The organism is Streptomyces sp. NPDC044061 (assembly GCF_056434305.1).
This window is the reverse complement of sequence record NZ_JBWKFL010000028.1, coordinates 29,043-52,469: the sequence shown is the minus strand read 5'-3', so window position 1 is coordinate 52,469 and position 23,427 is coordinate 29,043. Positions and strand designations below refer to the sequence as shown.

27 protein-coding genes are annotated in these 23,427 nt (G+C 72.1%); 15 read left to right on the top strand and 12 right to left on the bottom strand.

The features are described 5' to 3' along the window. Positions 1–18 precede the first annotated feature (18 nt). The 7 genes from AC07CM_RS35165 (at position 19) to AC07CM_RS35135 (ending at position 4,243) form a co-directional block, all read left to right on the top strand. Positions 19–639 (top strand): DUF2637 domain-containing protein, encoded by a 621-nt coding sequence (locus tag AC07CM_RS35165; protein WP_478880537.1) that lies wholly within the window; start codon positions 19–21, stop codon positions 637–639. 10 nt (positions 640–649) lie between these two features. Next, positions 650–841, top strand: a complete 192-nt coding sequence (locus AC07CM_RS35160; protein WP_478880536.1) for a mobile element transfer protein — start codon at positions 650–652, stop codon at positions 839–841. Positions 842–857: 16 nt separating this feature from the next. Further along, positions 858–1,052: a hypothetical protein gene (locus AC07CM_RS35155; protein WP_020940615.1), complete on the top strand. Its 195-nt coding sequence runs from the start codon at positions 858–860 to the stop codon at positions 1,050–1,052. 25 nt (positions 1,053–1,077) lie between these two features. Next, entirely contained in the window at positions 1,078–1,323 is a 246-nt protein-coding gene (locus AC07CM_RS35150) for a SpdD protein (protein ID WP_478880595.1), read from the top strand. A gap of 157 nt (positions 1,324–1,480) precedes the next feature. Continuing rightward, a complete protein-coding gene (locus AC07CM_RS35145; protein WP_478880594.1) occupies positions 1,481–2,764 on the top strand; it encodes a replication initiator in 1,284 nt (427 codons plus the stop codon). Continuing rightward, positions 2,757–2,996, top strand: a complete 240-nt coding sequence (locus AC07CM_RS35140) for a helix-turn-helix transcriptional regulator (protein ID WP_478880535.1) — start codon at positions 2,757–2,759, stop codon at positions 2,994–2,996. The genes AC07CM_RS35145 and AC07CM_RS35140 overlap by 8 nt, the downstream gene beginning before the upstream one ends. Continuing rightward, positions 2,996–4,243, top strand: a complete 1,248-nt coding sequence (locus AC07CM_RS35135) for a tyrosine-type recombinase/integrase (protein ID WP_478880534.1) — start codon at positions 2,996–2,998, stop codon at positions 4,241–4,243. Before AC07CM_RS35140 ends, AC07CM_RS35135 begins: the two co-directional genes overlap by 1 nt. 80 nt (positions 4,244–4,323) lie before the next feature. On the opposite strand, the gene AC07CM_RS35130 is transcribed toward AC07CM_RS35135, so the two are convergent. After that, complete coding sequence (locus AC07CM_RS35130; RefSeq protein ID WP_478880533.1) at positions 4,324–5,085, bottom strand: phosphoglyceromutase; 762 nt, start codon at positions 5,083–5,085, stop codon at positions 4,324–4,326. 163 nt (positions 5,086–5,248) lie between these two features. On the opposite strand from AC07CM_RS35130, the gene AC07CM_RS35125 reads away from it, so the two are divergent. Further along, the gene (locus AC07CM_RS35125) at positions 5,249–6,508 is read left to right on the top strand and encodes an MDR family MFS transporter (RefSeq protein ID WP_478880532.1); all 1,260 of its coding nucleotides are present in this window, start codon (positions 5,249–5,251) and stop codon (positions 6,506–6,508) included. A gap of 56 nt (positions 6,509–6,564) precedes the next feature. On the opposite strand, the gene AC07CM_RS35120 is transcribed toward AC07CM_RS35125, so the two are convergent. Then, positions 6,565–6,990 carry a DUF2000 family protein gene (locus tag AC07CM_RS35120; protein ID WP_478880531.1) on the bottom strand — a complete coding sequence of 142 codons (426 nt, stop codon included), beginning with the start codon at positions 6,988–6,990 and terminating at the stop codon, positions 6,565–6,567. Positions 6,991–7,039: 49 nt separating this feature from the next. Here AC07CM_RS35120 and AC07CM_RS35115 point away from each other — a divergent pair, with 49 nt between their 5' ends. Beyond that, positions 7,040–7,840, top strand: coding sequence for a helix-turn-helix transcriptional regulator (locus AC07CM_RS35115; protein WP_478880530.1), 801 nt, complete (start codon positions 7,040–7,042; stop codon positions 7,838–7,840). Between the two features lie 12 nt (positions 7,841–7,852). Here the strand turns inward: AC07CM_RS35115 and AC07CM_RS35110 are convergent, their stop codons facing one another. The 4 genes from AC07CM_RS35110 to mshA form a co-directional block, all read right to left on the bottom strand. Next, positions 7,853–8,656 carry a hypothetical protein gene (locus tag AC07CM_RS35110; protein ID WP_478880529.1) on the bottom strand — a complete coding sequence of 268 codons (804 nt, stop codon included), beginning with the start codon at positions 8,654–8,656 and terminating at the stop codon, positions 7,853–7,855. A gap of 118 nt (positions 8,657–8,774) precedes the next feature. Further along, entirely contained in the window at positions 8,775–10,427 is a 1,653-nt protein-coding gene (locus AC07CM_RS35105; RefSeq protein ID WP_478880528.1) for a glycosyl hydrolase family 28-related protein, read from the bottom strand. Between the two features lie 124 nt (positions 10,428–10,551). After that, positions 10,552–11,052, bottom strand: a complete 501-nt coding sequence (locus tag AC07CM_RS35100) for a type III secretion system chaperone family protein (RefSeq protein ID WP_478880527.1) — start codon at positions 11,050–11,052, stop codon at positions 10,552–10,554. After that, positions 11,045–12,382, bottom strand: coding sequence for a D-inositol-3-phosphate glycosyltransferase (mshA, locus tag AC07CM_RS35095; protein WP_478880526.1), 1,338 nt, complete (start codon positions 12,380–12,382; stop codon positions 11,045–11,047). The genes AC07CM_RS35100 and mshA overlap by 8 nt, the downstream gene beginning before the upstream one ends. Positions 12,383–12,743: 361 nt before the next feature. Here mshA and AC07CM_RS35090 point away from each other — a divergent pair, with 361 nt between their 5' ends. From AC07CM_RS35090 to AC07CM_RS35070, 5 genes are all read left to right on the top strand, one after another. Further along, positions 12,744–12,953 (top strand): hypothetical protein, encoded by a 210-nt coding sequence (locus AC07CM_RS35090; RefSeq protein WP_478880525.1) that lies wholly within the window; start codon positions 12,744–12,746, stop codon positions 12,951–12,953. Continuing rightward, a complete protein-coding gene (locus AC07CM_RS35085) occupies positions 12,944–13,423 on the top strand; it encodes an LAETG motif-containing sortase-dependent surface protein (protein WP_478880524.1) in 480 nt (159 codons plus the stop codon). Before AC07CM_RS35090 ends, AC07CM_RS35085 begins: the two co-directional genes overlap by 10 nt. Positions 13,424–13,508: 85 nt before the next feature. Then, positions 13,509–14,321 carry a class I SAM-dependent methyltransferase gene (locus AC07CM_RS35080; RefSeq protein WP_478880523.1) on the top strand — a complete coding sequence of 271 codons (813 nt, stop codon included), beginning with the start codon at positions 13,509–13,511 and terminating at the stop codon, positions 14,319–14,321. 992 nt (positions 14,322–15,313) lie between these two features. Beyond that, positions 15,314–16,399 carry a C40 family peptidase gene (locus AC07CM_RS35075; RefSeq protein WP_478880522.1) on the top strand — a complete coding sequence of 362 codons (1,086 nt, stop codon included), beginning with the start codon at positions 15,314–15,316 and terminating at the stop codon, positions 16,397–16,399. Positions 16,400–16,685: 286 nt separating this feature from the next. Continuing rightward, on the top strand, positions 16,686–17,987 hold the full coding sequence (locus tag AC07CM_RS35070) for a PP2C family protein-serine/threonine phosphatase (RefSeq protein ID WP_478880521.1): 1,302 nt from the start codon (positions 16,686–16,688) through the stop codon (positions 17,985–17,987). 16 nt (positions 17,988–18,003) lie between these two features. Here AC07CM_RS35070 and AC07CM_RS35065 read toward each other — a convergent pair whose 3' ends face one another. The 6 genes from AC07CM_RS35065 to AC07CM_RS35040 form a co-directional block, all read right to left on the bottom strand. Continuing rightward, positions 18,004–18,354, bottom strand: a complete 351-nt coding sequence (locus tag AC07CM_RS35065) for a DUF2516 family protein (protein WP_478880593.1) — start codon at positions 18,352–18,354, stop codon at positions 18,004–18,006. Between the two features lie 106 nt (positions 18,355–18,460). Continuing rightward, positions 18,461–19,051 (bottom strand): hypothetical protein, encoded by a 591-nt coding sequence (locus tag AC07CM_RS35060; protein WP_478880520.1) that lies wholly within the window; start codon positions 19,049–19,051, stop codon positions 18,461–18,463. A gap of 84 nt (positions 19,052–19,135) precedes the next feature. Then, positions 19,136–19,639 (bottom strand): helix-turn-helix domain-containing protein, encoded by a 504-nt coding sequence (locus AC07CM_RS35055; protein ID WP_478880519.1) that lies wholly within the window; start codon positions 19,637–19,639, stop codon positions 19,136–19,138. 95 nt (positions 19,640–19,734) lie between these two features. Next, complete coding sequence (locus AC07CM_RS35050) at positions 19,735–21,120, bottom strand: MFS transporter (protein WP_478880518.1); 1,386 nt, start codon at positions 21,118–21,120, stop codon at positions 19,735–19,737. A gap of 162 nt (positions 21,121–21,282) precedes the next feature. Next, positions 21,283–21,777 (bottom strand): HAD domain-containing protein, encoded by a 495-nt coding sequence (locus tag AC07CM_RS35045; RefSeq protein WP_478880517.1) that lies wholly within the window; start codon positions 21,775–21,777, stop codon positions 21,283–21,285. An 11-nt stretch (positions 21,778–21,788) separates the two neighbouring features. Beyond that, a complete protein-coding gene (locus tag AC07CM_RS35040) occupies positions 21,789–22,412 on the bottom strand; it encodes an RraA family protein (RefSeq protein ID WP_478880516.1) in 624 nt (207 codons plus the stop codon). Between the two features lie 159 nt (positions 22,413–22,571). On the opposite strand from AC07CM_RS35040, the gene AC07CM_RS35035 reads away from it, so the two are divergent. Further along, positions 22,572–23,414 (top strand): nitroreductase/quinone reductase family protein, encoded by an 843-nt coding sequence (locus tag AC07CM_RS35035; RefSeq protein WP_478880515.1) that lies wholly within the window; start codon positions 22,572–22,574, stop codon positions 23,412–23,414. The last annotated feature ends 13 nt before the right edge of the window (positions 23,415–23,427 follow it).

Below are 23,427 nucleotides of genomic sequence, written 5' to 3'. Positions count from 1 at the left end.
TCCGGAAGGAGCCGCATCATGCGCGCCCGCTTGGCCCGCGTCGACGCGGTGCTCGTCCAGGCGCTCATCGCCGCCGCACTGTCCTTCGCCCACCTGCACGACGTCGCCGTGGCGGCCGGACAGGACGGCTGGAAGGCATGGGCTTATCCCGTCTCCGTCGACCTGCTGCTCGTCGCCGCCTGGCGTCGACTGCGCTCCGGTACAACCAAAACGGCGGCCTGGTGCTGGTTCGTCGTCGCACTCACCGCATCCCTCGGCGCCAACGTCGCCACCGCCGGCCTCCTTGACCTCGGCAACGTCCCGGCCTGGCTACGCATTCTCGTCGCGGGCTGGCCCGCCGTCGCTTTCCTCGGCGGCACCCTCCTCGCGCACACCGCACCAAAGACGGACTCCGTTGGGGAGGTCATCGAGGACCAGGAGGACGAGCCCGAAACCGCGCCCGAACCGCTTGCCCACCCCACCATCGAGGCACCGCCGCAGCCCCCGCCCGTACCCGTGCCGTCCGCCCTGGTCGTCCACGCCCGCAAGGTCGCCGCCGAGCACCATGCTCGCACCGGCGCCCCGATCGACACCCCGACCCTGCGCGCCCGCCTCGGCGTCCCGGTACCCATGGCCGAAGCCATCGCCGCCCACCTCTGAGAGGAGATCCATGGCCGCCCACCGCAGCTTCCGCAACGTCACCCGCATCGGCCCCGTCCAGGTCGGCACCGCCTACGACAACCGTGGCCGCGAGAAGCACACCGCCGCCTGCACCGCACCGCGTTGCGGCTTCTCCGCGGACTACGACAGCCGCGCCGCCGCCGAGCTGGCCGCCCGCACCCATCGCTGTCCCGCCCGCTGAAAGGACCTGGACCACCGTGACCGTCAGCCTGCCGCTCGTCGTCGTTCTCGGCTTCTTCGCCTGGGGAGCGATCAAGTTTCTCGGCGTCCGCACCTGGATCGTCGTCCTCATCGCCCTGTTCGGCTTCTGGCTCTCGCACACCTTCCTCGCACCCGCCATTGAGTCCGGCACGCGGTCCGGCGTGGGTGTCGTAAACGGCTCACATGACTAGACGAGTAGGCAAGGAGAAGCCCGCCGTGTTCGCGCCCAAGTACCCGGACAACCCGACCCCGCCGCCGGTTCACGCGCACGCCCCGACCGACCCGGCTCCCGCCCGACGCACCCTGCCGTCGATCCCCATCGATCAGAAGACGGTCGCGGCCGTGGTCGTCGCCGGCGTGGTCCTCACCGCGCTCCTGGCCGCCGTCGCCGTCACGGCCATCTCTGTAGCCATCGCCGCCGTGGTCCTGCGCTCGCTGCTCCACGAGCACAACCGGCGCTGAGACGCCTTTACCTCCGGGGCGGCGAAACACGACCAAGCATCCGCCGCCCCGGTGGCCCATCCCTCCCGACAGTGCCCGTCAGAAGGAGACCGCCATCTTCGCCCGCACCACCCCGCCACCACTCCCGGAACTCAGCAACCTCGCCGCCGACGGCACCCTGCCGGGTATCCTCCGTCAGCTCTCCGGGCTCGGCGGCTGCACACACCCCATCCGCCTCGACGGCCACCGCACCGAGTACGACGTCGACAGCACGACCGGCGAGATCGGCCGCGTCCTCCAGCACCTCGACTCGACCGCCCTCCCGGCCGGCCAGCTCCTCGTCCGCTGCAACAACCGCCGGACCACCCGCTGTCCGGCCTGCGCCGAGGTCTACCGCCGCGACACCTTCCACCTGATCACCGCCGGACTACGCGGTGGCAAGGGCACTCCGGAACACGTCGCCGCCCACCCTCGCGTCTTCGCTACCTTCACCGCCCCCGGCTTCGGCCCGGTCCACAACCGCCGCACGGACGGCCGCCCCTGTCGCTGCGGCACCCACCACGACCAGGACGACGACATCCTTGGCACACCGCTCGACCCGGACACCTACGACTACGAAGCAGCCGTCCTCTGGAACGCTCATGCCGGGCAGCTCTGGCGGCGCTTCTCCATCTACCTGCGTCGAGAGGCCGCCAAGCGCGCGGGCCTGTCCCAGCGCCACTTCCGCCAGCACGCCCGCGTCTCGTTCGCCAAGGTCGCCGAGTACCAGAAGCGCGGAGCCGTCCACTTCCACGCCGTGATCCGCCTCGACGGCCCCGGCGGCGGCGACACTCCGCCCCCGGCCTGGGCGACCGCCGAACTGCTGACGGACGCCATCGAGGCCGCCGCCGCCAAGGTCCGCGTCGACGGCCCGGTCATCGACGGCTGTGCGCACACCTTCGCCTTCGGCCGACAGCTCGACGTCCGCACCATCCGCTCGGCCGACTTCGACGGCGGCCAGGAGCTGACCGAGCGGGCCGTCGCCGCCTATATCGCCAAGTACGCCACCAAGGGCGCCGAGACCGCCACGGGAGCTCTCGACCGCCCGCTCAAGTTCGCCGCCGAACTCGCCCAGCTCGACATCAGCGAGCACGCCCGTCGCCTCATCCGAACGGCCTGGACCCTCGGCGCACGCAAGGACCTCGAACACCTCCGCCTGCGCGCCTGGGCTCACATGCTCGGGTTCCGCGGCCACTTCTCCACCAAGTCCCGCCGCTACTCCACCACCCTCGGCGCCCTCCGCGACGCCCGCGCCGAATGGCGCCGAGCCCAAGCGGCAGCAGCCAACGGCCCGGAGACCGAAACGACGTACGTCCTCGCGCACTGGGTCTTCGCCGGCACCGGCCTGTCCGACACCGAAGCCTGGCTGGCCGCATCCCTCGAACCCGCACCCGGAACCGAAGGAGAGCCCACCCATGGGTAACCGACGCCTCGCTGTCGCGGAAACCGCCTCCGAGTCCGGTGGCCTGCCGTCGAGGTACCTGACTCCTGACGACCTCGTGGTGATGTTCGACCTCCCCAGCGTCGAGACGGTGTACCAGTGGCGTCGCAAGCGCACCGGTCCCCGCGGCTTCCGGGTCGGCCGGCACCTTCGCTACGACCCTGCGGACGTTCGAGCCTGGGTGGAGTCCCTGCGTGAAGGAGCTGCCGCCTGATGGCTGGGCACATTCAGGACCGGTGGTACCGGACCGAGACCGGCCCGGACGGGAAGGTACGCAAGGTCAAGACCGAGCGCTACGGATCGGGTCTCCGCTACCGGGCTCGCTACGTCGGCCCGGACGGCACGGAGAAGTCCAAGAGCTTCCCGGACCGACAGAAGCGGCTTGCTGATCAGTGGTTGGCGCACGTCGAAGCGGACATGGCGCGCGGGCAGTACATCGACCCGCGCGCGGCCCGGATCACCTTCCAGCAGTACGCCGAGCGGTGGGTCGCCACGCAGGGCGCCGACCCGAACACGCAAGCCTCGATGGAGTCGCAGTTACGGCTGCACGCCTTCCCCTACCTCGGCTCGCGTCCACTCGGCTCCTTCCAGCCGGCGCACATCCGCGACTGGGTGCGGCAACTCCAGGAGAACGGCGTCCGAGGGTCGTACGCCCGGACCATCTACTCCAACGTGCGCGCGGCGCTCAGCGCCGCAGTGGATGACGGCCACCTTTCGCGCAACCCCTGTGCCGCCCGGTCCGTCCGGCCGCCGACCGTCGACAACAAGCGCGTCGCGCCTTGGACGCCCGAACGGGTCTTCGCCGTCCGGGCCGCCATGCCCGAGCGCTTCCAGGCCATGGTCGACCTGGGCGGTGGCTGCGGGCTCCGTCAGGGGGAGATCCTTGGCGTGGCCGTCGACGCGATCGACTTCACCTCGGACACGCTCCACGTGGTCCAGCAATTGAAGTTGAGCCGCAGCAAGGCCGTGTTCGCCCCGCCGAAGGGCGGCAAGCTTCGGGACGTCCCGCTTCCTGGCCCCGTGGCCGATGCGCTTCGTGAGCACATGAAGCGGTTCCCGCCGGTCGAGGTCACCTTGCCGTGGAAGGTGGCGGACGGTCCACCGGTGACCAAGCGGCTGATCTTCACCGGACCGCGCGGTGGGCACGTCTGGCGTACGTCGCTCAACGAAGAGGCGTGGAAGCGGGCTCTCGCCTCCGTCGGCGTGATTCCCAAGCGGAAGCCGGGCGAGCCGTACGCCGAGTCCCGCGAGAACGGGATGCACGCCCTGCGCCACTTCTACGCCTCGGTGCTCCTGGACGCGGGCGAGAACATCAAGGCCCTCGCCGAGTACCTCGGTCACTCGGACCCAGGTCTGACGCTCCGCGTGTACGCGCATCTGATGCCGTCGAGTCAGGAGCGCACCCGCAAGGCCGTGGCCGCCGTCTTCGACACGGCCCGGGCCGCTCCGTCCGGCACCTGACGGCCCAGAGACGGCCCAGAGGCAGCAACAAGCCCCCTACTCGCGGAGAAACCGCAGGTAGGGGGCTTGATCGTGCGGGCTTACTTCTTCTTGCCCTGGTTCTTGACCGCCTCGATCGCCGCCGCGGCCGCCTCCGGGTCGAGGTACTTGCCGCCGGGGGTGGTCGGCTTGAAGTCGGCGTCCAGCTCGTAGTAGAGGGGGATGCCGGTCGGGATGTTCAGGCCCGCGATGTCGGAGTCCGAGATGCCGTCCAGGTGCTTGACCAGGGCGCGCAGGCTGTTGCCGTGGGCGGCGACCAGGACCGTGCGGCCGGTCAGGAGGTCGGGGACGATGCCGTCGTACCAGTACGGGAGCATGCGGACGACGACGTCCTTGAGGCACTCCGTGCGCGGGCGCAGCTCCGGCGGGATCGTCGCGTAGCGGGCGTCGTTCGCCTGGGAGAACTCGGAGTCGTCCGAGAGCGGGGGCGGCGGGGTGTCGTACGAGCGGCGCCACAGCATGAACTGGTCCTCGCCGAACTCGGCCAGCGTCGCCGCCTTGTCCTTGCCCTGCAGGGCGCCGTAGTGGCGCTCGTTCAGGCGCCACGAGCGGTGGACGGGGATCCAGTGGCGGTCCGCGGCCTCCAGGGCCAGCTGGGCCGTGCGGATCGCGCGCTTCTGCAGCGAGGTGTGGACTACGTCGGGGAGCAGGCCGGCGTCCTTGAGCAGCTCACCGCCTCGGACCGCCTCCTTCTCGCCCTTCTCGTTCAGGTTGACGTCCACCCAGCCGGTGAACAGGTTCTTCGCGTTCCACTCGCTCTCGCCGTGGCGGAGGAGGATCAGCTTGTACGGTGCGTCGGCCATGCCTCAGAGCGTAATCCACGCATTCGGCCCCCCGGGCGCCCCGCCCAGCAGCCGGACAGTTGACGGCATCTGTTAATTGAGTGGTCACGGCCAACCTCGCGCTTGTAAGTTGCGCATACCGCTTGAGCCGCTTACACCGCCGTACATCCGTGGGGGTCCAGTCATGTCCGTCGCCCGTCTCAGACGCGCCGCCCGGGAGACCGTCTCCGGGCTCCCCCGCGAGTTCTGGTGGCTGTGGACCAGCACACTCGTCAACCGGCTGGGCGCCTTCGTCGCCACCTTCATGGCGCTCTACCTCACGCTCGACCGCGGGTACTCGGCCACCTACGCCGGTCTCGTCGCCTCCCTGCACGGGCTCGGCGGGGTCGTCTCCTCGCTGGGCGGCGGTGTGATGGCCGACCGGCTCGGCAGGCGGCCCACCCTGCTGATCGCGCAGAGCGCCACCGCCGGCTCCGTCGCGCTGCTCGGGTTCATGCACGACCCGGTCGCCATCGCCGCGGTCGCCTTCCTGGTCGGCATGGCCTCCAACGCCTCCCGGCCCGCCGTGCAGGCGATGATGGCCGACATCGTGCGGCCGGAGGACCGGGTACGGGCGTTCTCGCTCAACTACTGGGCCATCAACCTCGGCTTCGCCGTCTCCTCCATGGCCGCCGGTTTCATCGCCGAGTTCAGCTATCTCGCGGGCTTCCTCATCGAGGCCGGGATGACCCTGGCCTGCGCGGTCGTCGTCTTCCTCAAGCTGCCCGAGTCCCGGCCGACGGCCGCGGCCAAGCAGGCGGAGGGCGGCGTCAGCCTCGGGACGGTGCTGCGCGACGGGCGGTACATGGCCGTCGTCGGGCTGTCCTTCCTGGTCGCGCTCGTCTTCCAGCAGGGCTCGGTCGGACTGCCGGTGGCCATGGGCCGCGCCGGGTTCTCGCCCGCCGACTACGGCCTGGCCATCGCCGTCAACGGCATCCTGATCGTGGCCCTGCAGATCCCGGTCACCCGGTTCATCGAGCACCGCGACCCACGCACGCTGCTGGTCCTGTCATCCCTGCTCGCCGGGTACGGCTTCGGACTCACCGCCTTCGCCGGCTCGGTCGGCGTCTTCACCCTCACCGTGTGCGTCTGGACGCTCGCCGAGATCGTCAACGCCCCGACGCAGACCGGGCTCGTGATCCGGCTGTCGCCCGTCCACGGGCGCGGGCGCTACCAGGGCATGTACACCCTGTCGTGGTCCGTCGCGGCCCTGGTCGCACCGCTGATGTCCGGCGCCGTCATCGACCGGTTCGGGGCGGAGTGGCTGTGGGCGATGTGCGCGGTCGTCGGGACGGCGGCCGGGCTCGGGTACGGGCTGCTCATGCGGCGGCTTCCGGAGGAGCGCGTGTCGGCGTCGGCGGTGCCCGTGGAAGCCGGCACCGAGCCCGAGGTGCGCACGGCCTGAGAGGCACCGGCGCCGAGCGGGTTCATGGCTCATCCGCGTCCCTGCGCCGAACGCACTCACGGATGCATCCGCGCCCCCTTCAGCACCTTGTCGACCCCGTTCCGCGGCCCGTACACCGCCAGGCCGACCAGGTCGAGGTCCGCCGTCGGCACGGCCCGGACGGCGGCGCGGTTGTCCCGGTCGTTGCCCGTGGCGAACAGGTCGGCGGTGAAGACGGCGCGGGGCAGGGCGCGGCTCAGCGCCCTGCCGTGGGCCGCCTTCAGGGTTTCCTTCGTGCCCTCGAAGACCAGCACCGGCTGGCGGAACATCGGCAGGTACCCGACGCCGTCCGCGTCCTCGTACGAGTCGCCGATCGCCTCGGGGACCCGGCTGCCCAGGCCGCTGACCAGGAACGCGGTCACGTTCAGCCGCTGCCACGGCTCCAGGTCCTCCCGCAGCAGCACGGCAATCTTGGTGTCGAAACGCATCGGCTCGGTGTTCATGGGATGAGACTGCCCGCCGCCGTACGCCGGGGTCTTGTACGTTTTTTGCGTGGCCGCAGCCGCCCAGCAGGAAGTCTCCGCCTGGCGCCCGCACATCCCGGGTGTCGTCGAGGTCTTCCACGCCCACTTCACCGAGTACGCCTATCCGATGCACGTCCACGACGCCTGGACGCTGCTCATCGTCGACGACGGGGCCGTACGGTACGACCTCGACCGGCATGAGCACGGGACCCCGCACGACACCGTCTCGCTGCTTCCGCCGCACGTTCCGCACAACGGCTCCGCCGCCACCCCGCACGGCTTCCGCAAACGGGTGCTCTACCTCGACGCCGGCCACCTCGGGGACGAGCTGATCGGCCCGGCCGTCGACGGGCCCGACCTCAGGGATCCCGTGCTGCGGCAGCGGGTCGGGCAGCTGCACGGCGCGCTCGGGCAGCCCGGTGACGAGCTGGAGGCGGAGAGCCGGCTGGCGCTCGTCGGGGAGCGGCTGCGCGAGCATCTGCGCGGGCGGGCCGACGGCCCACGCCGTCCCGACCCGGCCCTCGCGCGCTCCCTGCGCGAGCTGCTCGACGAGCACGTCACCGACGGGCTCGCCCTCGCCGACGCCGCGCGGGTGCTGCACGCCCATCCCGCCCATCTGGTACGGGTGTTCAGCACCGCCTACGGCATCCCCCCGCACCAGTACCTGATGTCACGCCGTGTCGGCCGCGCCCGCCGGCTGCTTCTGGACGGGCTGCGGCCGGGCGAGGTGGCGGCGGTGACCGGGTTCTGCGACCAGGCCCATCTGACCCGGCACTTCAAGAGGCTGGTGGGGGTCGCTCCGGGGCGCTACCGGGCCGGCGCCCGGTGAGGCCGCGCCGGGTCACCTGACGTCGACGTAGTCCCCGGTGGCCGTCGCGCCGCCGGTGGTGGACGTCTCGCCGAAGGTCCAGCGCCAGTAGCCGTCCCCGGCAGCGGTGACGGTGGTCTTCAGGTGGCCCGTGGAGTCCGCCTTCACGATCTTGACCGTGGAGTACGTGCTGCTGCCCGCCTTGCGGAACTGCAGCTTGGCCGACTTGCCGCCGAAGCCGGTGTAGGCGTGCTTCACCCAGTCCGCGCGGGTGAGCGTGCCGGTCACGGTGAGTGCCTTGCCCTTGGCGACGGGCTCGGGCGAGGCGTTGACCGTGGCCTTGGCTGCGCGCTTGACCTGCACGGAGCCGAAGCCGGTCAGGTGCTCCTGGCTCCTGGGCTGGCCGTCGGCGCCCCAGATGCGCGCCGAGACCGCGATCTTCCAGGTCGTGGCGTCGTTGTTGGAGTCCAGGGTGTAGCGCGGCTCGATGTACAGCTCGCCGTCGCAGTCCGCGGCGTGCGTGCCGTCCTCGTAGCAGGTGGTGGAGCCCGTGTAGATGCCACCGTCCTCGGCGCCCTTGGCGACCGTGGTGTCGTGGTAGAGGAAGGGGAAGGCGTCCACGTCCGGCAGCTTGGGGCCGGACGGCCAGGACAGGTGGAACGTGAAGTCGGGGGTCACCTCCGCGCTGGTGCCCACGACGATGGGCCTGCCCTTGTTCAGGACCAGGTTCGACACCGTGATGCCGGTGTCCGCCGCCTCCGCGGGCGGCGCGGCGAACGCCCCCAGAGCGAGCGCTCCCGCGAGCACGACCGCGGAGCCGGATCTGCCTGCGCGCATGCACAACCTCTTGCTGGTGAGAGACCGGTAAGGGCCCGGTAAGGATCCGGGTCGCCGCAGGTTAACAGCACGAGCACGAACGCCCGTTCGGGCCCCTGTCCCGGGCCGCCACCGTCCGCTACAGCTCGCGCTGGGCCTCGTACAGATTGCGCGGGCGCACGACGTCCGTGGTGCCGTACAGCTCCAGGCGGGAGTGCAGGTCCCCGGTGAAGTCGGGGACGTCGATCTGGTCGAACTCCCGTACCTCGTTGAGGCCCACCGTCGCCGAGCAGGGCGCCAGGCCGTCGATCTTCATCAGGCCCGCGCGGCCGTTGGTGACCCTGATGTTCCAGTGGGTGAAGCGCGCCCCGAAGAGCGGGCCGGCGCTCGCGTCACCGCCGTGGCGCCCGTCGTTGTCGACGGTGATGTCGGTGCGCACGTTGGCGAACGGCAGGCCGCGGTGCGAGTCGAAGGTCCCCATCCGCATGTCGCCGCGCGACCAGACGTTGTGGGAGGACAGGCCCTCCACGTTGATGCCGTGCAACTGGGTGTTGGCGGGTGCCGGAACCGTGCGCTCCTCGATCGTGAAGTCCTCGATCAGGTTGTCGTGCGAGCCCTCGCGGCAGAAGTACGGGTGGTGGGAGCCGCGGCCGGCGACGCGGGTGCGGCGCAGGGTGCAGGCGGAGGCGGCGACCAGCCCGAAGCCGTTGTCGACGTGCCGGACGGTGACGTCGTCCACCCAGCAGTCGTAGGCGCACTGCAGGACGACCCCGTTGTAGCCCTTGTCGAGGAGGTGCGGGGACTGCGGGGTCTGCACCGCCTCCAGGGTCAGGCCCTCCACGCCCGAGCCCGTCAGCTCCGGCACGTGGGTGGTCAGCCGGGGGTCCCACTCCGGGCGCAGGTCGAGCGGGAGCGGGCGTTCGAGGGTGACCCTGCGGCCGTGGACCCGGGTGATGCGCACGGGCCATTCGTAGGGGACGTACGAGGTCAGCTTGGTCTTGTCGTCCCAGTGGTACGACGCCGGGCCGGGGCCGCCGCCCGCCATGTGCTGCAGGAGGGTGTGACCCGTGTCGTCGGCGAGCCGCAGGAGGACCAGTCGGCCGGGCCCGAGGCGGTCCGCGTCGGCGACGGTCACCGTCCAGGAGCCCTGGCGGGCCGGCTCGACCGTGGTGAGGGTCGTCCACTCGTCCCGCCTGTTGCCGGTCCAGCCCTCGAACGGCCAGGCCCTGGACCGGATCGCCGCCACCAGGGAGTCCCAACGGGCCCTGGGAGCCAGCCAGATCAGGCCTCCGGCCCAGGACCAGGAGGACTTGTCGCCGCCGTAGCGCGAGCCGTAGACGCCGATCAGCTCGGTGAGGTTCTTCGTGGCGTACAGAGTGGTGCGGCCGCTGCCCGCGCCGCGCAGGACGACGTTCGAGTCGCCGAGGCGGATCACGTCGTCGATGCGGAAGGTGCCGGGCGGGATGGTGACCGTGCCACCACCGGCCCTTCCGGCGGCGGCGATGGCACGGTTGATCGCGGGGGCGCAGTCCGTGGTGCCGTCGGGCACGGCGCCGAAGTCGGTGACGTCGGCGACGATCCGGGGGCGCGGGAGACGGCGGGATCCGCCGCGCCGGCCCGCCCGGCCGACGTACGGCACCTGGGGGTGGGTGAACGGAGAGCGGGTGAACTCCCGCCACACAGGCGGCACTTCCGTTCGCGTCGCGGCCGCCGCCGTGCCGGTCGCAGCGCCCAGCGCCACGGCGGTGGCAGCGGCGAGGAGTGTGCGTCTGCCGACGTGCCCGTGGTTCATCTCCAGCCACCCCTTCGAATTCATACATATGAACGACGTTCAGGAATGCGTCGGCGGTGAGCATGCCACGGCGCCCGGGGGCGGGGAAGAGGCCGTGCGGGAGAAGCTTGCTGTGGAGGCGCGGTCAGTCGGCCGGGCGCTCGATCAGATTCCTGAACGCGTCCAGATTGCGCGTCGACTCGCCGCGCGAGACCCGCCAGGCGTACTCCTTGCGGATCGCGGAGGCGAAGCCCAGCTCCAGCAGGGTGTTGAAGGCACCGTCCGCCGCTTCCAGCACCTGCCCGAGCAGACGGTCGGTCTCCTCGGGGGTGACCGCGGCGAGGGGCAGCCGGGCGGTGACGTAGATGTCGCCGAGGTGGTCGACGGCATAACTCACGCCGAACAGCTTGAGGTTGCGCTCCAGCAGCCAGCGGTGGACGCCCGCCTCGTTCTCGTCGGGGTGGCGGACGACGAAGGCGTTGAGGGAGAGGGTGTGGCGGCCCACGAGGAGCGAGACCGTCGTGGACAGCTTCCGGGTGCCGGGGAGCTTGACGACGAAGTTCCCGGGCTCCGGGCTCTCCCACTCCAGTTCGGCGTCCTTCAGCACGCCCTCGACGACCTGTGCGGCCTTCTCCACGTCACCCATGCTGGGAGCGTACGCGACGGCGGTGGGACTGGGTCGCGGCCGTGTACACGTCCGCGGTGGCGGCCGCCGCGGTGTCCCAGCCGAAGGACTGCGCGTGCCGGGCGGCGGCCGCGCCCATGGCCGCCGACAGCGACGGCTCGTCGGCCAGACGGCGCAGCACGCGCGCGTACTCGGCCGGGTTGTGACCCTTGACCAGGAAGCCGGTGGCGCCGTCGCGCACGGCCACCGGGAGGCCGCCGACCGCGGCCGCGAGCACCGGCGTGCCGGCCGCCTGCGCCTCTATGGCGACCAGACCGAAGGACTCGCTGTAGGAGGGCATGACGAGGACGGAGGCCGCCCGGAACCAGTCCGCCAACTGCTCCTGCCCGACCGGCGGGTGGAACCGTACGACGTCGGCGACACCGAGCCGCGCGGCGAGCTTCTGCAGGCCTTCGGGCTTGGCGAGACCGCTGCCGCTGGGGCCGCCGACGACGGGGACGACGATCCGGGAGCGCAGCTCCGGGCGCTCGTCCAGCAGGACGGCGACCGCCCGGAGCAGGATGTCGGGGGCCTTCAGGGGCTGTATGCGGCCCGCGAAGAGCGGGACCAGCGCGTCCTGGGGCAGGCCGAGGCGGGCGCGCGCGGCGGCGCGGCCGTCGGCGGGGCGGAAGCGGTCGAGGTTCACGCCCGGGTGCACCACGGCGACCTTGGCGGGGTCGGCGGCGTAGTGCCGGACGAGTTCGTCGGCCTCCTCGGCGGTGTTGGCGATGAGCCGGTCGGCGGCGGCGACGATCTGGGTCTCGCCGATGACACGGGCGGCGGGCTCGGGGGTGTCGCCGTCGGCCAGGTTGGCGTTCTTGACCTTGGCCATGGTGTGCATGGCGTGCACCAGGGGGACGCCCCAGCGCTGGGCGGCGAGCCAGCCGACGTGGCCGGAGAGCCAGTAGTGGGAGTGGACGAGGTCGTAGTGGCCGGGGCGGTGACCGGCCCAGGCCTGCATCACGCCGTGCGTGAAGGCGCACAGCTGGGCGGGCAGGTCCTCCTTGGCCAGGCCCTCGTAGGGACCGGCGTCGACGTGCCGGACGAGGACGCCGGGGGCGAGCTGCACCGTGGGCGCGAGGCCCCCGGCGGTCGCCCGGGTGAAGATCTCGACCTCGATGTTGATCGCGGCCAGGCGCTGGGCCAGCTCCACGATGTAGACGTTCATGCCGCCGGCGTCGCCGGTGCCGGGCTGGTGGAGCGGTGAGGTGTGCACGGAGAGCATGGCGACGCGGCGGGGCCTGCGGTGCAGCCTGAGCCGCGAGGGTGCCGCCGGAGAGCGACGCCCGAGCCTGCTGACGTACTGGCTCACGTGGCGTTCCTCCTTGCTGCGGGCATGCCTGCCGGAGGACCGACCTCGCCCTCCGAAGTGAGGCAACAGCGGGCGGGTGCCCGCCCATTTCCCGAACAAGCGACTTTACTCAATCATGACCATGTATCGCTCAACCGTTCGACGGTGTGCCGCGCGACGATGACGTGCCGAACGACCCGCCCGAGCAGGATCGGCGCACCTTCACCGGCATGCTCATGACCGCCGCTTGACCGGCCGGAAAGCGAACGGCCACCAGGCTTTAAACGCTTTTGACCTGCGGCGATACAACCTTTGACAACGAAGTCGAGGGGCTTGTGGACGTGACTGGCCCGGGCTCATCAACCGTAAGGACAGGACAAGCGTGTCCCACTCCCGTCTCGCCGCCGGGGCGGCCCGCGTCATCGGCACCTCGGCCGCGCTCTCCGTCGCCGCCGCCCACACCGCGCTCGCCTGCAGCATCGGCGACTTCTCCGCCGAACCCGGCTGCGACGCCAAGGACCACGGGGTCATCCGCGTCACCGACAAGGACCCGTCGGCACCCCGGCCACGGTCAGCCTGTACGTGCAGCTGAGCATGCCCGGCGGGGAGCGGCTGGTCGACACGAAGACGATCGACCACCCGACCGCGCAGGGCGTGAGCGTCGACCTCACCCCGCTGGACTGGTACCCCGGGGAAACGTTCCGGGTGCACGTCAAGGCCGGCGAACAGGTCGACGACGACATCAAGCCGATGGTGGTCGTGCCGGACGTGACCTGCGAGGCGTCCGCCTCTGCCGCGGCCTCTGCCTCCGCCCGGCCCCCGGCGTCGTCGAAGCCCTCCTCGGGCTCCTCCGCGACTCCGACCCCCGCGCAGAGCGGCAGCGCCGCCCCCACCCCTGGCACGAGCAGCGCCCCTTCGCCGGCGGGCGGCGGAACCCACCTCGCCGAAACCGGTGCGGGCAACGGCACCACGGTGATCGCGGGCGCCGCGGCCGCCCTGGTCGTGGCCGGCGGCGGCATCGTCGTCGCGCTGCGCCGCAGGGCGGCGCACGGCTCGCGCTGATCCGACCACGTCGATCCACCGGCTCCGCGCGGACCCGGCGAACGGCCCGGCCGGAACACCGGCCGGGCCGCATACCCTCGTACGTATGACAGCCCGCGCGACGACCCGCCCCGTGGGAACGGTGACGCGCGGGACGACCAACCCCAACCGGCTGCGCCGCATGGACCGCTGGATCGCGGCCACGCACGGCGCCGAGCTGCGCCGTTTCGAGGATCCGGTGGCGGTGGACCTCGGGTACGGGGCGGCGCCGTGGACCGCCGTCGAACTGCTCGGCCGGCTGCGGACCGCCGCTCCTCGCGCGCGCGTGGTCGGCGTCGAGATCGAGCCGGAGCGGGTCGCGGCGGCCAAGGCGTACGAGCGTGAGGGGCTGGCCTTCCGGCACGGCGGCTTCGAGATCCCGGTGCACGGACGGCCTGCCCTCGTGCGGGCCGCCAACGTGCTGCGCCAGTACGACGAGGACGAGGTCGCCGCCGTGTGGGAGCGGCTGTGCGCACGGCTCGCGCCGGCGGGCGGCGGCTCGCGCGGCGGACTGCTGGTCGAGGGCACCTGCGACGAGATCGGGCGCCGGCACGTGTGGGTGGCGCTCGGCCCGGAGGGGCCCCGTACGGTCACCTTCGCGACCCGGCTGGGCTCCCTGGAGCACCCCTCCGACCTCGCCGAGCGGCTGCCGAAGGCCCTGATCCACCGCAATGTGCCCGGCGAGCCGGTACACGCCTTCCTGCGCGACTTCGACCGCGCCTGGGCGGCCGCCGCGCCCTACGCCTCCTACGGCGCCCGCCAGCGCTGGATCCACACGATCCGATCCCTGACCACCGACTGGCCGATAGCGGACCCACCCTCCCGCTGGCGCCAGGGCGAAGTAACCCTCCCCTGGCAGGCCTTGGCCCCACGCACCTGACTGAGGTCCACGGGCGGGACCCTCCCGGTCAGGGCGGGCTCCGCGGTACGGCTGATCACAGCAAGGCGCGACGAGATTCACCCACGCGAGCGCGTCCGAGCGCCGGGCCCGCGGCAGGCGGCACTCGCTGAGGGCCGCAGGGTCCACCCTCCGGGTCAGGCCGGGGGGACTCCCGGTGCGGCCGATCGCGCAAGGACCGACGGGACGCACCCGCGCGAGCGCATTCCGGGCATCGAGGCGCGGCAGGCCCCACCAGGGGCCACCGTCCAGGTCGGGACAGGGGACCCCACGTCCCGGCCGGCCGCGGCAGCGGCCACCGGAATTCCCCGGACAGAACACCTAGCGCATTCGATCGCCGGGGGCGCGGCAAGCGTTGGCACCCGGCACCCGCTGAGGGGCGCAGGGGGCCGGGTCAGGTTGGGGGACTCCGGGTGCGGCCGATCGCAGCACGGGCCGACAGGATTCACCCACGCGAGCACATTCGGGCGTCGGGGCCTTGCCAGGCCCAGGCACTCGCATTCGGACGTCGCGGGCGCGGCAGTCGTTGACAACCCGGGCACCCGCTGAGGCCCCAGGGGACACCGCCCAGATCGGGTCTGGGGCCCAACGGACCGGCCGATCGCAGCCGGAGCCGACGGGATTCACCCACGCGGGCACATCCAAGCGCCGGGCCCGCGGCAGGCGCTGGCGCACCCCACTCACGGAGGACCGCAGGGGCCGCCCTCCGCATCAGGCCCGGGGTAACCCCCATGTCACCCACGCAGTCCACGGATTCCCCCGGGACACGGAACGAACTCCGTGCGTCGTTCGTCACATCGGCGGGGAGATCGTCGTACGCGGCGGGGACCCGGGGGAGATGTGCCGGGAAGGCGCGGGGGACGGGACAGGGCGAAAATCCGACTTCCGACGACCTCTGTCGCTTTGCGCGTGTCCGTGGCACGATCCCTCAGGCCACCGTAAGTTACTGACGGTAAATCAGCTTGGGGGAATGTATGGGTACGGGCAAGCGCGGCCTGCTCACCGCAGCCGTCACCGTCGTCTGCGCGGTGACCGTGCTGGCGGCGCCCGGCACGGCGTTCGCCGCCCCGACCCCCACGCCGAGCGCGAGCGCGACACCGAGCGCGACCCCGACTCCCCCGCCCGGCAAGGACCTTGAGAAGGTCCGCGAGAAGCTCGACCGGCTCTACCACGACGCGGCCGTGGCCACCGACTCCTACAACGCGGCCGAGGAGAAGGCGAAGGAACAGTCCGCCCGGATCGTCGCGCTGGCGAAGAAGATCGTCGAGGGACAGCGGAAGCTGGAGCGGATCAAGGACCAGGCGGGCGCCGCGGCCCGTGCCCAGTACCGCACCGGCGGACTGCCGCCCACGGCCCAGTTCCTGCTCAGCGACGACCCGCAGCAGTTCATCGACGGGGCCGGCACGGTGCTCAACGGCCAGCGGGCGACCAACAAGCTGATCGCCGAAATGACCCGCACCCAGGAGGAGTTGCGGGGGTACGCCGACGACGCCTCCGCGCAGTGGGAGAAGCTCGAGGCCAACCGCAAGGCCAAGGCCGCCGCGAAGAAGAAGATCAAGCAGCAGATCGCCGAGGCCGAGGATCTCGAGTCCCGGCTGGAGAAGAAGGAACGGGAGCGGCTCGCCGAACTGGAGCGGGAGGCCGCCTACAAGGCGCAGACCCAGTGGCTGGACACCGGCATCCTCAAGGAGATCAACGGCAAGGCCTCCAAGCAGGGCAAGAAGGCGGTCGAGTTCGCCGACGCCCAGCTGGGCAAGCCCTACGTGTGGGGCGCCGAGGGCCCCGACTCCTACGACTGCTCGGGCCTGACCTCACAGGCCTGGGCCGACGCCGGCCACGCCATCCCGCGCACCTCGCAGGAGCAGTGGAAGCAGCTCAAGCACGTCGACATCAAGGACATGCGCCCCGGCGACCTCATTATCTACTTCGACGACGCGAGCCACGTGGCGATGTACGTCGGTGACGGCGCGATCATCCACGCCCCGCGGCCCGGCCGGACGGTGACGGTCGCGGGCGCGGGCTCGATGCCGATCCTGGGAGTCGTACGACCGGACGCGTGAGCCGGGTCATGTGACGGCCCCCACGCCCGCCGCGGCACCGGTCATGTGACCCACCGCACGACCAACGCCCGCCCAAACCGGGGCCGTACGTGAGCTTCGTCATCCCCTTTCCCCGGGCGTCCTGTCCAACTGCGGTAGGGAACGCGGCATATGACAGGGTCCTGCGCCCGAGCGACGCGGCTCACACCATTCCATCGAGGTGGCGAGTACCGCTATGGTCACCCGTCGGTGGGTCGAGGTCCCTCGCACCCACCATGCCCTCGGGGGGAGGGAAGGAACCAAGACGATGCCCGTACCCATACCGCGGCAGAGAGCGATCCCGGCCGTGGAGAGTGGTCAGGCGCAGGCCGCCCCTGGCGGCCCCCTCAAGGAAGAGGCTCACCGGAGCGCCACCGCCGGCGGCGCGAACGCCGCCACTCTCACACTGCTGCTGATCGAGGACGATCCGGCCGGCTCGCCGATCGTGCCCGAAATGCTGGACGCCTCCGGCAAGCCCATTCGCGTGCGCACCGCCCGCAACCTCACCGAGGCCGAGCGGCTGCTCACCGACGACGTCCACTGCATCCTGCTGGACCTCGCGCTCCCGGCGCCCGGCCGGGCCGCCGACGAGGACGCCGACGAGCTGGCCGTGCTCCGGCACGTGCTCCGGCTCGCGCCCCGGCACGCCGTGCTCGCGCTGACCGCCTCCGGCGACGCCGAGCGCGGCGCCGAGGCCGTGCGCGTCGGTGCCCAGGACTACCTGTTCCGGGACGAGCTGGACGGTCGCCTGCTCAGCCGCGCCATCCGCTACGCGGTGGAGCGGAAACGATCCGACACGGCCGAGCGCCGGCTCGCCGAGGGCAAGCTGCGCGCCCAGGAGAACCGCCGCCTCGAGCGCGGGCTGCTGCCCACGCCGCTGCTGGAGGGCTCCTCGCTGCGTTTCGCCGCCCGCTACCGCCCCGGCCGCTCCCGGGCCCTGCTCGGCGGCGACTTCTACGACGCCGTCCGCACCCCCGACGGCACCGTGCACGCCATGATCGGCGACGTCTGCGGCCACGGCCCGGACGAGGCCGCGCTCGGCGTGGAGCTGCGCATCGCCTGGCGGGCGCTGACGCTGGCCGGACTGTGCGGGGACGAGCTGCTGGGCACGCTGCAGGAGGTGCTGGAGCACGAGCGCGCGGACGAGGAGATCTTCGCGACGCTGTGCACGGTGGACATCGCCCCCGACGGCCGCCGGGCCGGCCTCTGCCTGGCCGGCCACCCGTCCCCGCTGATCGCCCGCCCCGGCCGAGCGCCGAAGCTGCTGCCGTACGACAAGAACGGCCCCGCCCTGGGCCTGCTCCCCGGCGCCCGCTGGCCGCGGATGCAGGTGGAGCTGGGTCGCGAGTGGAGCCTGATGCTCTACACCGACGGCCTGATCGAGGGCCGGGTCGGCACGGACGGCGAGCGCCTCGGCCAGGACGGGATGGTGGACATGATCCGTCGCCAGCTCGCCGAGGGGCTGCGGGGCGAGGAGCTGCTGCGGGCCGCGGTGCACGAGGTGCGCGACCTCAACGGCGGTGAGCTGACGGACGACGTGGCAGTGGTCCTGCTGGACCGCACGCCGTGACGGCGCGGGTGGGGGCTCAGCGGCCGCCGTTGTACGGCCCGTAGGGACCGTCGCTGCTGCTGCCGCCGCGGCGGCGGCCCCAGCCGCTGCCGCCGCCGGAGACCTGCTTGACCGCGGGGCGTACGTCCACGATGTAGACGATGCTCGCGACCAGGCCGGCGATCGGCAGGATGCCGAGGATCGAGAACAGGTAGCTGACGACGAGCGCGATGCCGAGGATGATCAGCCAGAACACCTTGTTCTGCTTGTCGGCCGCGCGGAAGGCGTCCTCGCGCCGGAACGCGGCGTCGACGAGCCCGAACGCGGCGAGGGCCATGAGGACGATCTTCAAGATCCCCATGAACCCCGCGAAGCCCAACATCAGCATGCTGTCCACCGCCCGCCGTCTCCCGATCCGTACGCCGCCACCGTACCCGTAGAACGGGCCGGGCACCCCAAAGGTGCCCGGCCCGTACGCGCCTCGTCGGCCATGGTCACTTGGCCGGCGGGGTCGTCTTCTTCGCGGTGGTGGCCTTGCGGGGAGCCGGGGCCTTCTTCGCCACGGGCTTCTTCGCCGCGGCGGGATCGGCCTTGGCCTCGGCGGCCTTCGACTCCTCGTCGGCCGACTCGGGCTTGCCCTCGACGGCGATGGCCAGGTCCTCGATCTCCTCGGCGGCCTCGCCGCGCCAGGTCTTCACGGCCTGCTCGCCGTGCTCGGCGACCTTCTCGTAGGTCTCGCGGGCCTTGACGGCGTACTCGGCGGCGACGCCGACGCCGCGCAGGGCGAGGTCCTGGGCGCTCTCGCCGAGCTTCTTCAGGTCGACGTCGATGGTGCCGATGAACTCGTTGACCTTGGTCTGCAGGTTCGCCTGCGCCTCCTTGGCCCGGGCGGCGGCCTTCTCCTGCACGGCCTTCGGGTCGGTGTTGCGCACGGCCTCGATACGGGCCGGGGCCTCGGTGCGCAGCTGCTCGACCAGGGCGGGCACCTTCTTGGCCTGCTGCAGGGCGAGGTCGGCCGTACCCGCGGCGAAGTAGAGCGGGGTCGGGTCGCTGAAGGTCTTGCGCAGGTCGTCGGTGATGGCCATGGTGGTGGTCCTCCCGGATTCGCGTTCGGCTGAGGTTGGTGTGGTCCGCGGTGCCACGGCGGGGCTGACTTGTCGAGGGCCTGCCTATCCGGCCGTCCGCCGCGGACCGGCATCACTGCCGCCGGCCGTGCGGGTGCCGCGTACGGCGGTGTCACTCGGGACATCGGTGTCGCCGGGCCGTTCCTCCGCAGCCCCCTCACCGAGATCCTCCGACGCTTCGCCGACCCCGAATCCGTTCTCCTTGCGGAAGGACTCGTAGATCTGGAGCAGCACCTGCTTCTGCCGCTCGTTCAGCGAGGGATCGGCGAGGATGACCGCCCGGGTCGCACCTTCCCGGAGGCGCTCCTCCCCGTCCCGTTCGGCGTCGAGGATGCCGGCGCGGACGTACAGCGTCTCGGCGGAGATGCGCAGCGCCTTGGCGACCTGCTGGAGCACCTCCGCGCTGGGCTTGCGCAGCCCGCGCTCGATCTGGCTCAGGTACGGATTGGACACCCCGGCGGCGTCGGCGAGCTGCCGCAGCGAGAGCTGGGCGTTGCGCCGCTGCTCGCGCAGGTACTCACCGAGATTGCCGACGTTGAGCGATGCCATGCCTCCACCTTGCCCCACCGCCGCTAACAATTGCAAGCACCTGCTTGCAATAGTGCGCCGCGCCACGCGCGACGTTCACCCGCCCGCCACAGGTCTCACTTCCGGGCCAGGACTCCCACCTCTGTACCGGCGGGGACGGCCTTGCGCACGGCGAGGGCGGCGGTGAGACACATGGCCCCGGCGACCGCCATTCCGGACGAGGGGCCGAGCACCGTCATCACCCCGTTGGCAGCGGCCAGGGTCAACGTCTCAAGGCTCATCCGGGTCGTGCCGAACAGCGCGGCGCCCGCCCCTCCGCGGTGGGAGGGCACGTGGTGGAGCGCCTGCCCGTCCGGAACGCCCTCGGTCAGCCCGAGACACAGCCCCACGACCCCCGCCGCGACGAGAAGGGCCCCGGGACCGTCGGTGACCTGGAGGACGACCGCGGTGCCGGCACAGGCGAACAGGGCCGTGGTCACCAACGGCCGTGCCAGCCGGCGCGCGAGCCGCGCGGCGAGCAGCGGAAGGACCGTCGAGGGCACGGTCAGCAGGCTGAGCATGACCGCGGCCTCGCCCGGGCCCATGCCCCGGGCCGAGCCGAGCCGCGGGAGCGCGGTCAGCCCCACCACGAGCATCCCCATGAAGGCGCCCGTCGCCACGGCGTACGCGCGATAGGCGGGGATCCCCAGCAGGTCCACGGGGATCGCGGGGTCGGGCGCGCGCCGCTCCACGCGGACGAGCCAGGTGGCACTCGCCACCGCGACGAGGACGAGGCCGGCCGGCGCCCACCACGGGACGGCCCCGCCGAAGCCCAGCCCGAGCGCGGTCACGGCGGCGGCCACGGTGACCCCGAAGAGGACGGCGCCGGCCCGGTCGAACCTCTCGGGCGGTTCGGGGCTGCGCAGCCCCGGAAGCCCGAGCGTGGCGCAGGCCGCGACGGCGGCGACGGCCCCCGGCACGACGAAGACGAGGGGCCAGCCCCCCAGGGCCATGAGGCCCTGGGCGACGACCGGCCCCAACGCCAGGCTGCCGCCCAGCACGGCACCCGCCCAGCCGTACACCCGGCGCCGTTCCTCGGGCGGGTACACGGCCAGGATCATCGACGAACCACCGGCGGCGCACATCGCCGCACCGACGCCGGCGACCGCGCGCAGTGCCACCAGGGACGGCAGGTCCGGAGCGAGGGCGGACAAGAGGCCGGTGGCCGCGACGACGAGATTGCCGGAGGCGAAGAAGCGGGTGCGGGCGCCGCGGTCCGCCGTCGCGCCCGCCAGCAGCAGGGCCGCGGCGAAGAGCCCGTTGTAGGTGAGGACGATCCACGGACCCAGGACGGCCGCACCCGGCAGCCGGGCGGTCACCTCGGGGACAGCGGCTGTCGCCCCGGTGATGGCGAGGGGGAACACCGCGTCGGAGACGAGTGCGGCGAGGAGGACGCGCCGACGGCGGCGCGGAGACAAGGCGAACACGAGTGCGCTCCGGAACAGAGGGATTCCGAGCGCCACGAAGGCGCTCCTGGCCAAGGGCTCAGGAGCGACGGCGAGAACCGGGGTTGTGCGCCGTCGCTCTCAGCGACGGCGCACCCTGTCTGTTTCCGGCACGAGCTCACGCTAACAGCGGCAGCGCGCGACCGCGGCCCACTTTCGGCACCGGCCGGCCCGGGCACCTCACGGGCGGTACTCCCCCAGCCACTGCCGCACCGTCCGGAAGTCGGCCTCCGTCAGGCCGTAGCGGTGGTCCACGCGGTGCAGCAGGGCCGGGCCGGGGTGGTGGACGGCCACCCAGGAGCGGTCGGCCTCGGTGAGTTCGTCGTCGATCCAGACGAAGGGGCGGCCGGCCGCCCAGGCGACGAGGGGGCGGGTCTTCCAGTGCAGCAGGTCCGGTGGCTCGTCCTCGTCCGGCCATTCGACGACCGGCAGCGGGGGCAGCCCGAGCCAGGGCGCCAGGCAGGCGTTGGCGTCGTCCATCCAGGTCGTGGCCCACACCAGTTCGCAGCCCAGGGCCGTGAGGCGCCGGCCGAGCGCCGGGTCGACGCGATTGAGCAGGGGGTGCTCGGCCGTGTCCGGGGGCGGGGTGGCGAGGCCGCGGTCGTACACCGGGTAGGCACGGTCCGCCGCCCCGAACGGGATGAGCGGACCGTCGACGTCGAGGAAGAGCAGCATCACCCTCAGGATCAGCCCTCGAAGCCGTTCCCGGCGAGGATCATGTCGATGCGGCTCCGGTGTGCCGCCTCCCACGCGTCGAGGGTCTCGGCGGCCTCCTTGGCGAGCTTGGCGCGCGCGCCGGCGAGCACCCCTGCCCGGCGGACGGCCGGGACCACCACCACGCCTTCCTCGTCGGCCACTACCAAGTCCCCGGCCGCGACGCGTACGCCTCCGCAGCGCACGGGCCCGTTCAGCGGTCGTACGGCCTTCTTGGCGCCCGGGATCGGGACGACACCGCGGGCGAAGACCGGGAAGCCCATCTCGCGGACCTCGGCGAGATCGCGGATCAGGCCGTCGGCGACGAAGGCGGCGACACCGCGCCGCCGGGCGACTGCGCACACGTTCCCACCGGCCAGCGCGTAGTCCAGGTCGCCCGACTCCACGACGATCACCGAGCCGGGTTCCGCGCGGTGGATCGCCGCGTGCAGCATCAGGTTGTCGCCGGGCGGGCAGCTCACGGTGAACGCCGGCCCGGCCACGCGCGGCACCGGATCCCACAGCGGGCGTATGCCGATGTCCATCACCTGGTCGCGGCCCAGCAGGTCGGCGAGGGTGGTGGTGGGGACGTCCTGGAAATCGATGGCGTCGGTCATGGGGGTGACGGTAGCGTCCCCGTCATGACTGCCGGGTCGGCCTCTGGCCGTGAGCGAGTCGGGTACCCGGCCTCTGAGTGAGGTCCTCGCGGGCCAGGAGCCCGCCGCTTTCTCTGCGCACCGGAAGCAAGCAACCAGCCGCAGAGAGAGAAGACCTGAGTGCCGAACGACTTCAACCAGAACATCATCGACGAGTTCCGCGCCCACCACGGCCGGCTGAGCGGATTCTTCGAAGGCGCCCGCCTGATCCTGCTCACCACCACCGGCGCCCGCACCGGGGCCCCGCACACCACCCCGGTCGGCTACCTCCCCGACGGCGGCGGCCGCATCCTGGTCATCGCCTCGGCCGGCGGCTCGCCCCGCCACCCCGACTGGTTCCACAATCTGCTCGCCCACCCCGAAGTGACGGTCGAGAGCGGGGTGTTCACCTACCGAGCCCGCGCCGAGGCGCTCGTGGGCGAGGAGCGCGACCGGGCCTTCGCGCGGGCGGTGGAGACCGACCCCGGCTGGCAGACGTACCAGGACAAGGCGGGCCGGGTGATCCCCGTCGTCGCCCTGCACGAGATCGCCCAGGGCGGCCCGCCGAACATCGCGGCGGACTCACCCGGCGAGGCGATCCGGCTGGTGCACGACGTGTTCCGGCGTGAACTCGCCCTGATCCGCCAGGAGATGTCCGCCGGCAACGGCTCCACGCTCGGCGCCCAGCTCCGCGTCAACTGCCTCACCCTCTGCCAGGGGCTGCACAACCATCACTTGGGCGAGGACACCGCCCTCTTCCCCTTCCTCGCCGACCGCCACCCACACCTCGCACCTGTGCTGAAGCGCCTGCGCGAGGAGCACGAGAGGATCTCCACCCTGGTGGAGGCTCTGCGCCACACGGTCTCCGGCAACCACCCCGACCCGGCCACGGCCCGCACGGAGGTGGACCGGCTGACGGCCGAGCTGGAGGCGCATCTGGCCGGTGAGGAGGAACAGCTGGCGGCAGCACTGGACACCCGCTGACGCCGCGGGCGGA

Excerpts from the sequence above, each read along its gene's own strand:
- AC07CM_RS35060 (WP_478880520.1), bottom strand. The coding sequence starts at position 19,051 with ATGGCCATCACCGACGACCTGCGCAAGACCTTCAGCGACCCGACCCCG.
- AC07CM_RS35165 (WP_478880537.1), top strand. The coding sequence starts at position 19 with ATGCGCGCCCGCTTGGCCCGCGTCGACGCGGTGCTCGTCCAGGCGCTC.
- AC07CM_RS35135 (WP_478880534.1), top strand. The coding sequence starts at position 2,996 with ATGGCTGGGCACATTCAGGACCGGTGGTACCGGACCGAGACCGGCCCG.
- AC07CM_RS35120 (WP_478880531.1), bottom strand. The coding sequence starts at position 6,990 with ATGAACACCGAGCCGATGCGTTTCGACACCAAGATTGCCGTGCTGCTG.
- AC07CM_RS35105 (WP_478880528.1), bottom strand. The coding sequence starts at position 10,427 with ATGAACCACGGGCACGTCGGCAGACGCACACTCCTCGCCGCTGCCACC.
- AC07CM_RS35140 (WP_478880535.1), top strand. The coding sequence starts at position 2,757 with ATGGGTAACCGACGCCTCGCTGTCGCGGAAACCGCCTCCGAGTCCGGT.
- AC07CM_RS35160 (WP_478880536.1), top strand. The coding sequence starts at position 650 with ATGGCCGCCCACCGCAGCTTCCGCAACGTCACCCGCATCGGCCCCGTC.
- AC07CM_RS35070 (WP_478880521.1), top strand. The coding sequence starts at position 16,686 with ATGCCCGTACCCATACCGCGGCAGAGAGCGATCCCGGCCGTGGAGAGT.
- AC07CM_RS35075 (WP_478880522.1), top strand. The coding sequence starts at position 15,314 with ATGGGTACGGGCAAGCGCGGCCTGCTCACCGCAGCCGTCACCGTCGTC.
- AC07CM_RS35130 (WP_478880533.1), bottom strand. The coding sequence starts at position 5,085 with ATGGCCGACGCACCGTACAAGCTGATCCTCCTCCGCCACGGCGAGAGC.
- AC07CM_RS35125 (WP_478880532.1), top strand. The coding sequence starts at position 5,249 with ATGTCCGTCGCCCGTCTCAGACGCGCCGCCCGGGAGACCGTCTCCGGG.
- AC07CM_RS35055 (WP_478880519.1), bottom strand. The coding sequence starts at position 19,639 with ATGGCATCGCTCAACGTCGGCAATCTCGGTGAGTACCTGCGCGAGCAG.
- AC07CM_RS35110 (WP_478880529.1), bottom strand. The coding sequence starts at position 8,656 with ATGCGCGCAGGCAGATCCGGCTCCGCGGTCGTGCTCGCGGGAGCGCTC.
- AC07CM_RS35065 (WP_478880593.1), bottom strand. The coding sequence starts at position 18,354 with ATGCTGATGTTGGGCTTCGCGGGGTTCATGGGGATCTTGAAGATCGTC.
- AC07CM_RS35040 (WP_478880516.1), bottom strand. The coding sequence starts at position 22,412 with ATGACCGACGCCATCGATTTCCAGGACGTCCCCACCACCACCCTCGCC.
- AC07CM_RS35080 (WP_478880523.1), top strand. The coding sequence starts at position 13,509 with ATGACAGCCCGCGCGACGACCCGCCCCGTGGGAACGGTGACGCGCGGG.
- AC07CM_RS35045 (WP_478880517.1), bottom strand. The coding sequence starts at position 21,777 with ATGCTGCTCTTCCTCGACGTCGACGGTCCGCTCATCCCGTTCGGGGCG.
- AC07CM_RS35100 (WP_478880527.1), bottom strand. The coding sequence starts at position 11,052 with ATGGGTGACGTGGAGAAGGCCGCACAGGTCGTCGAGGGCGTGCTGAAG.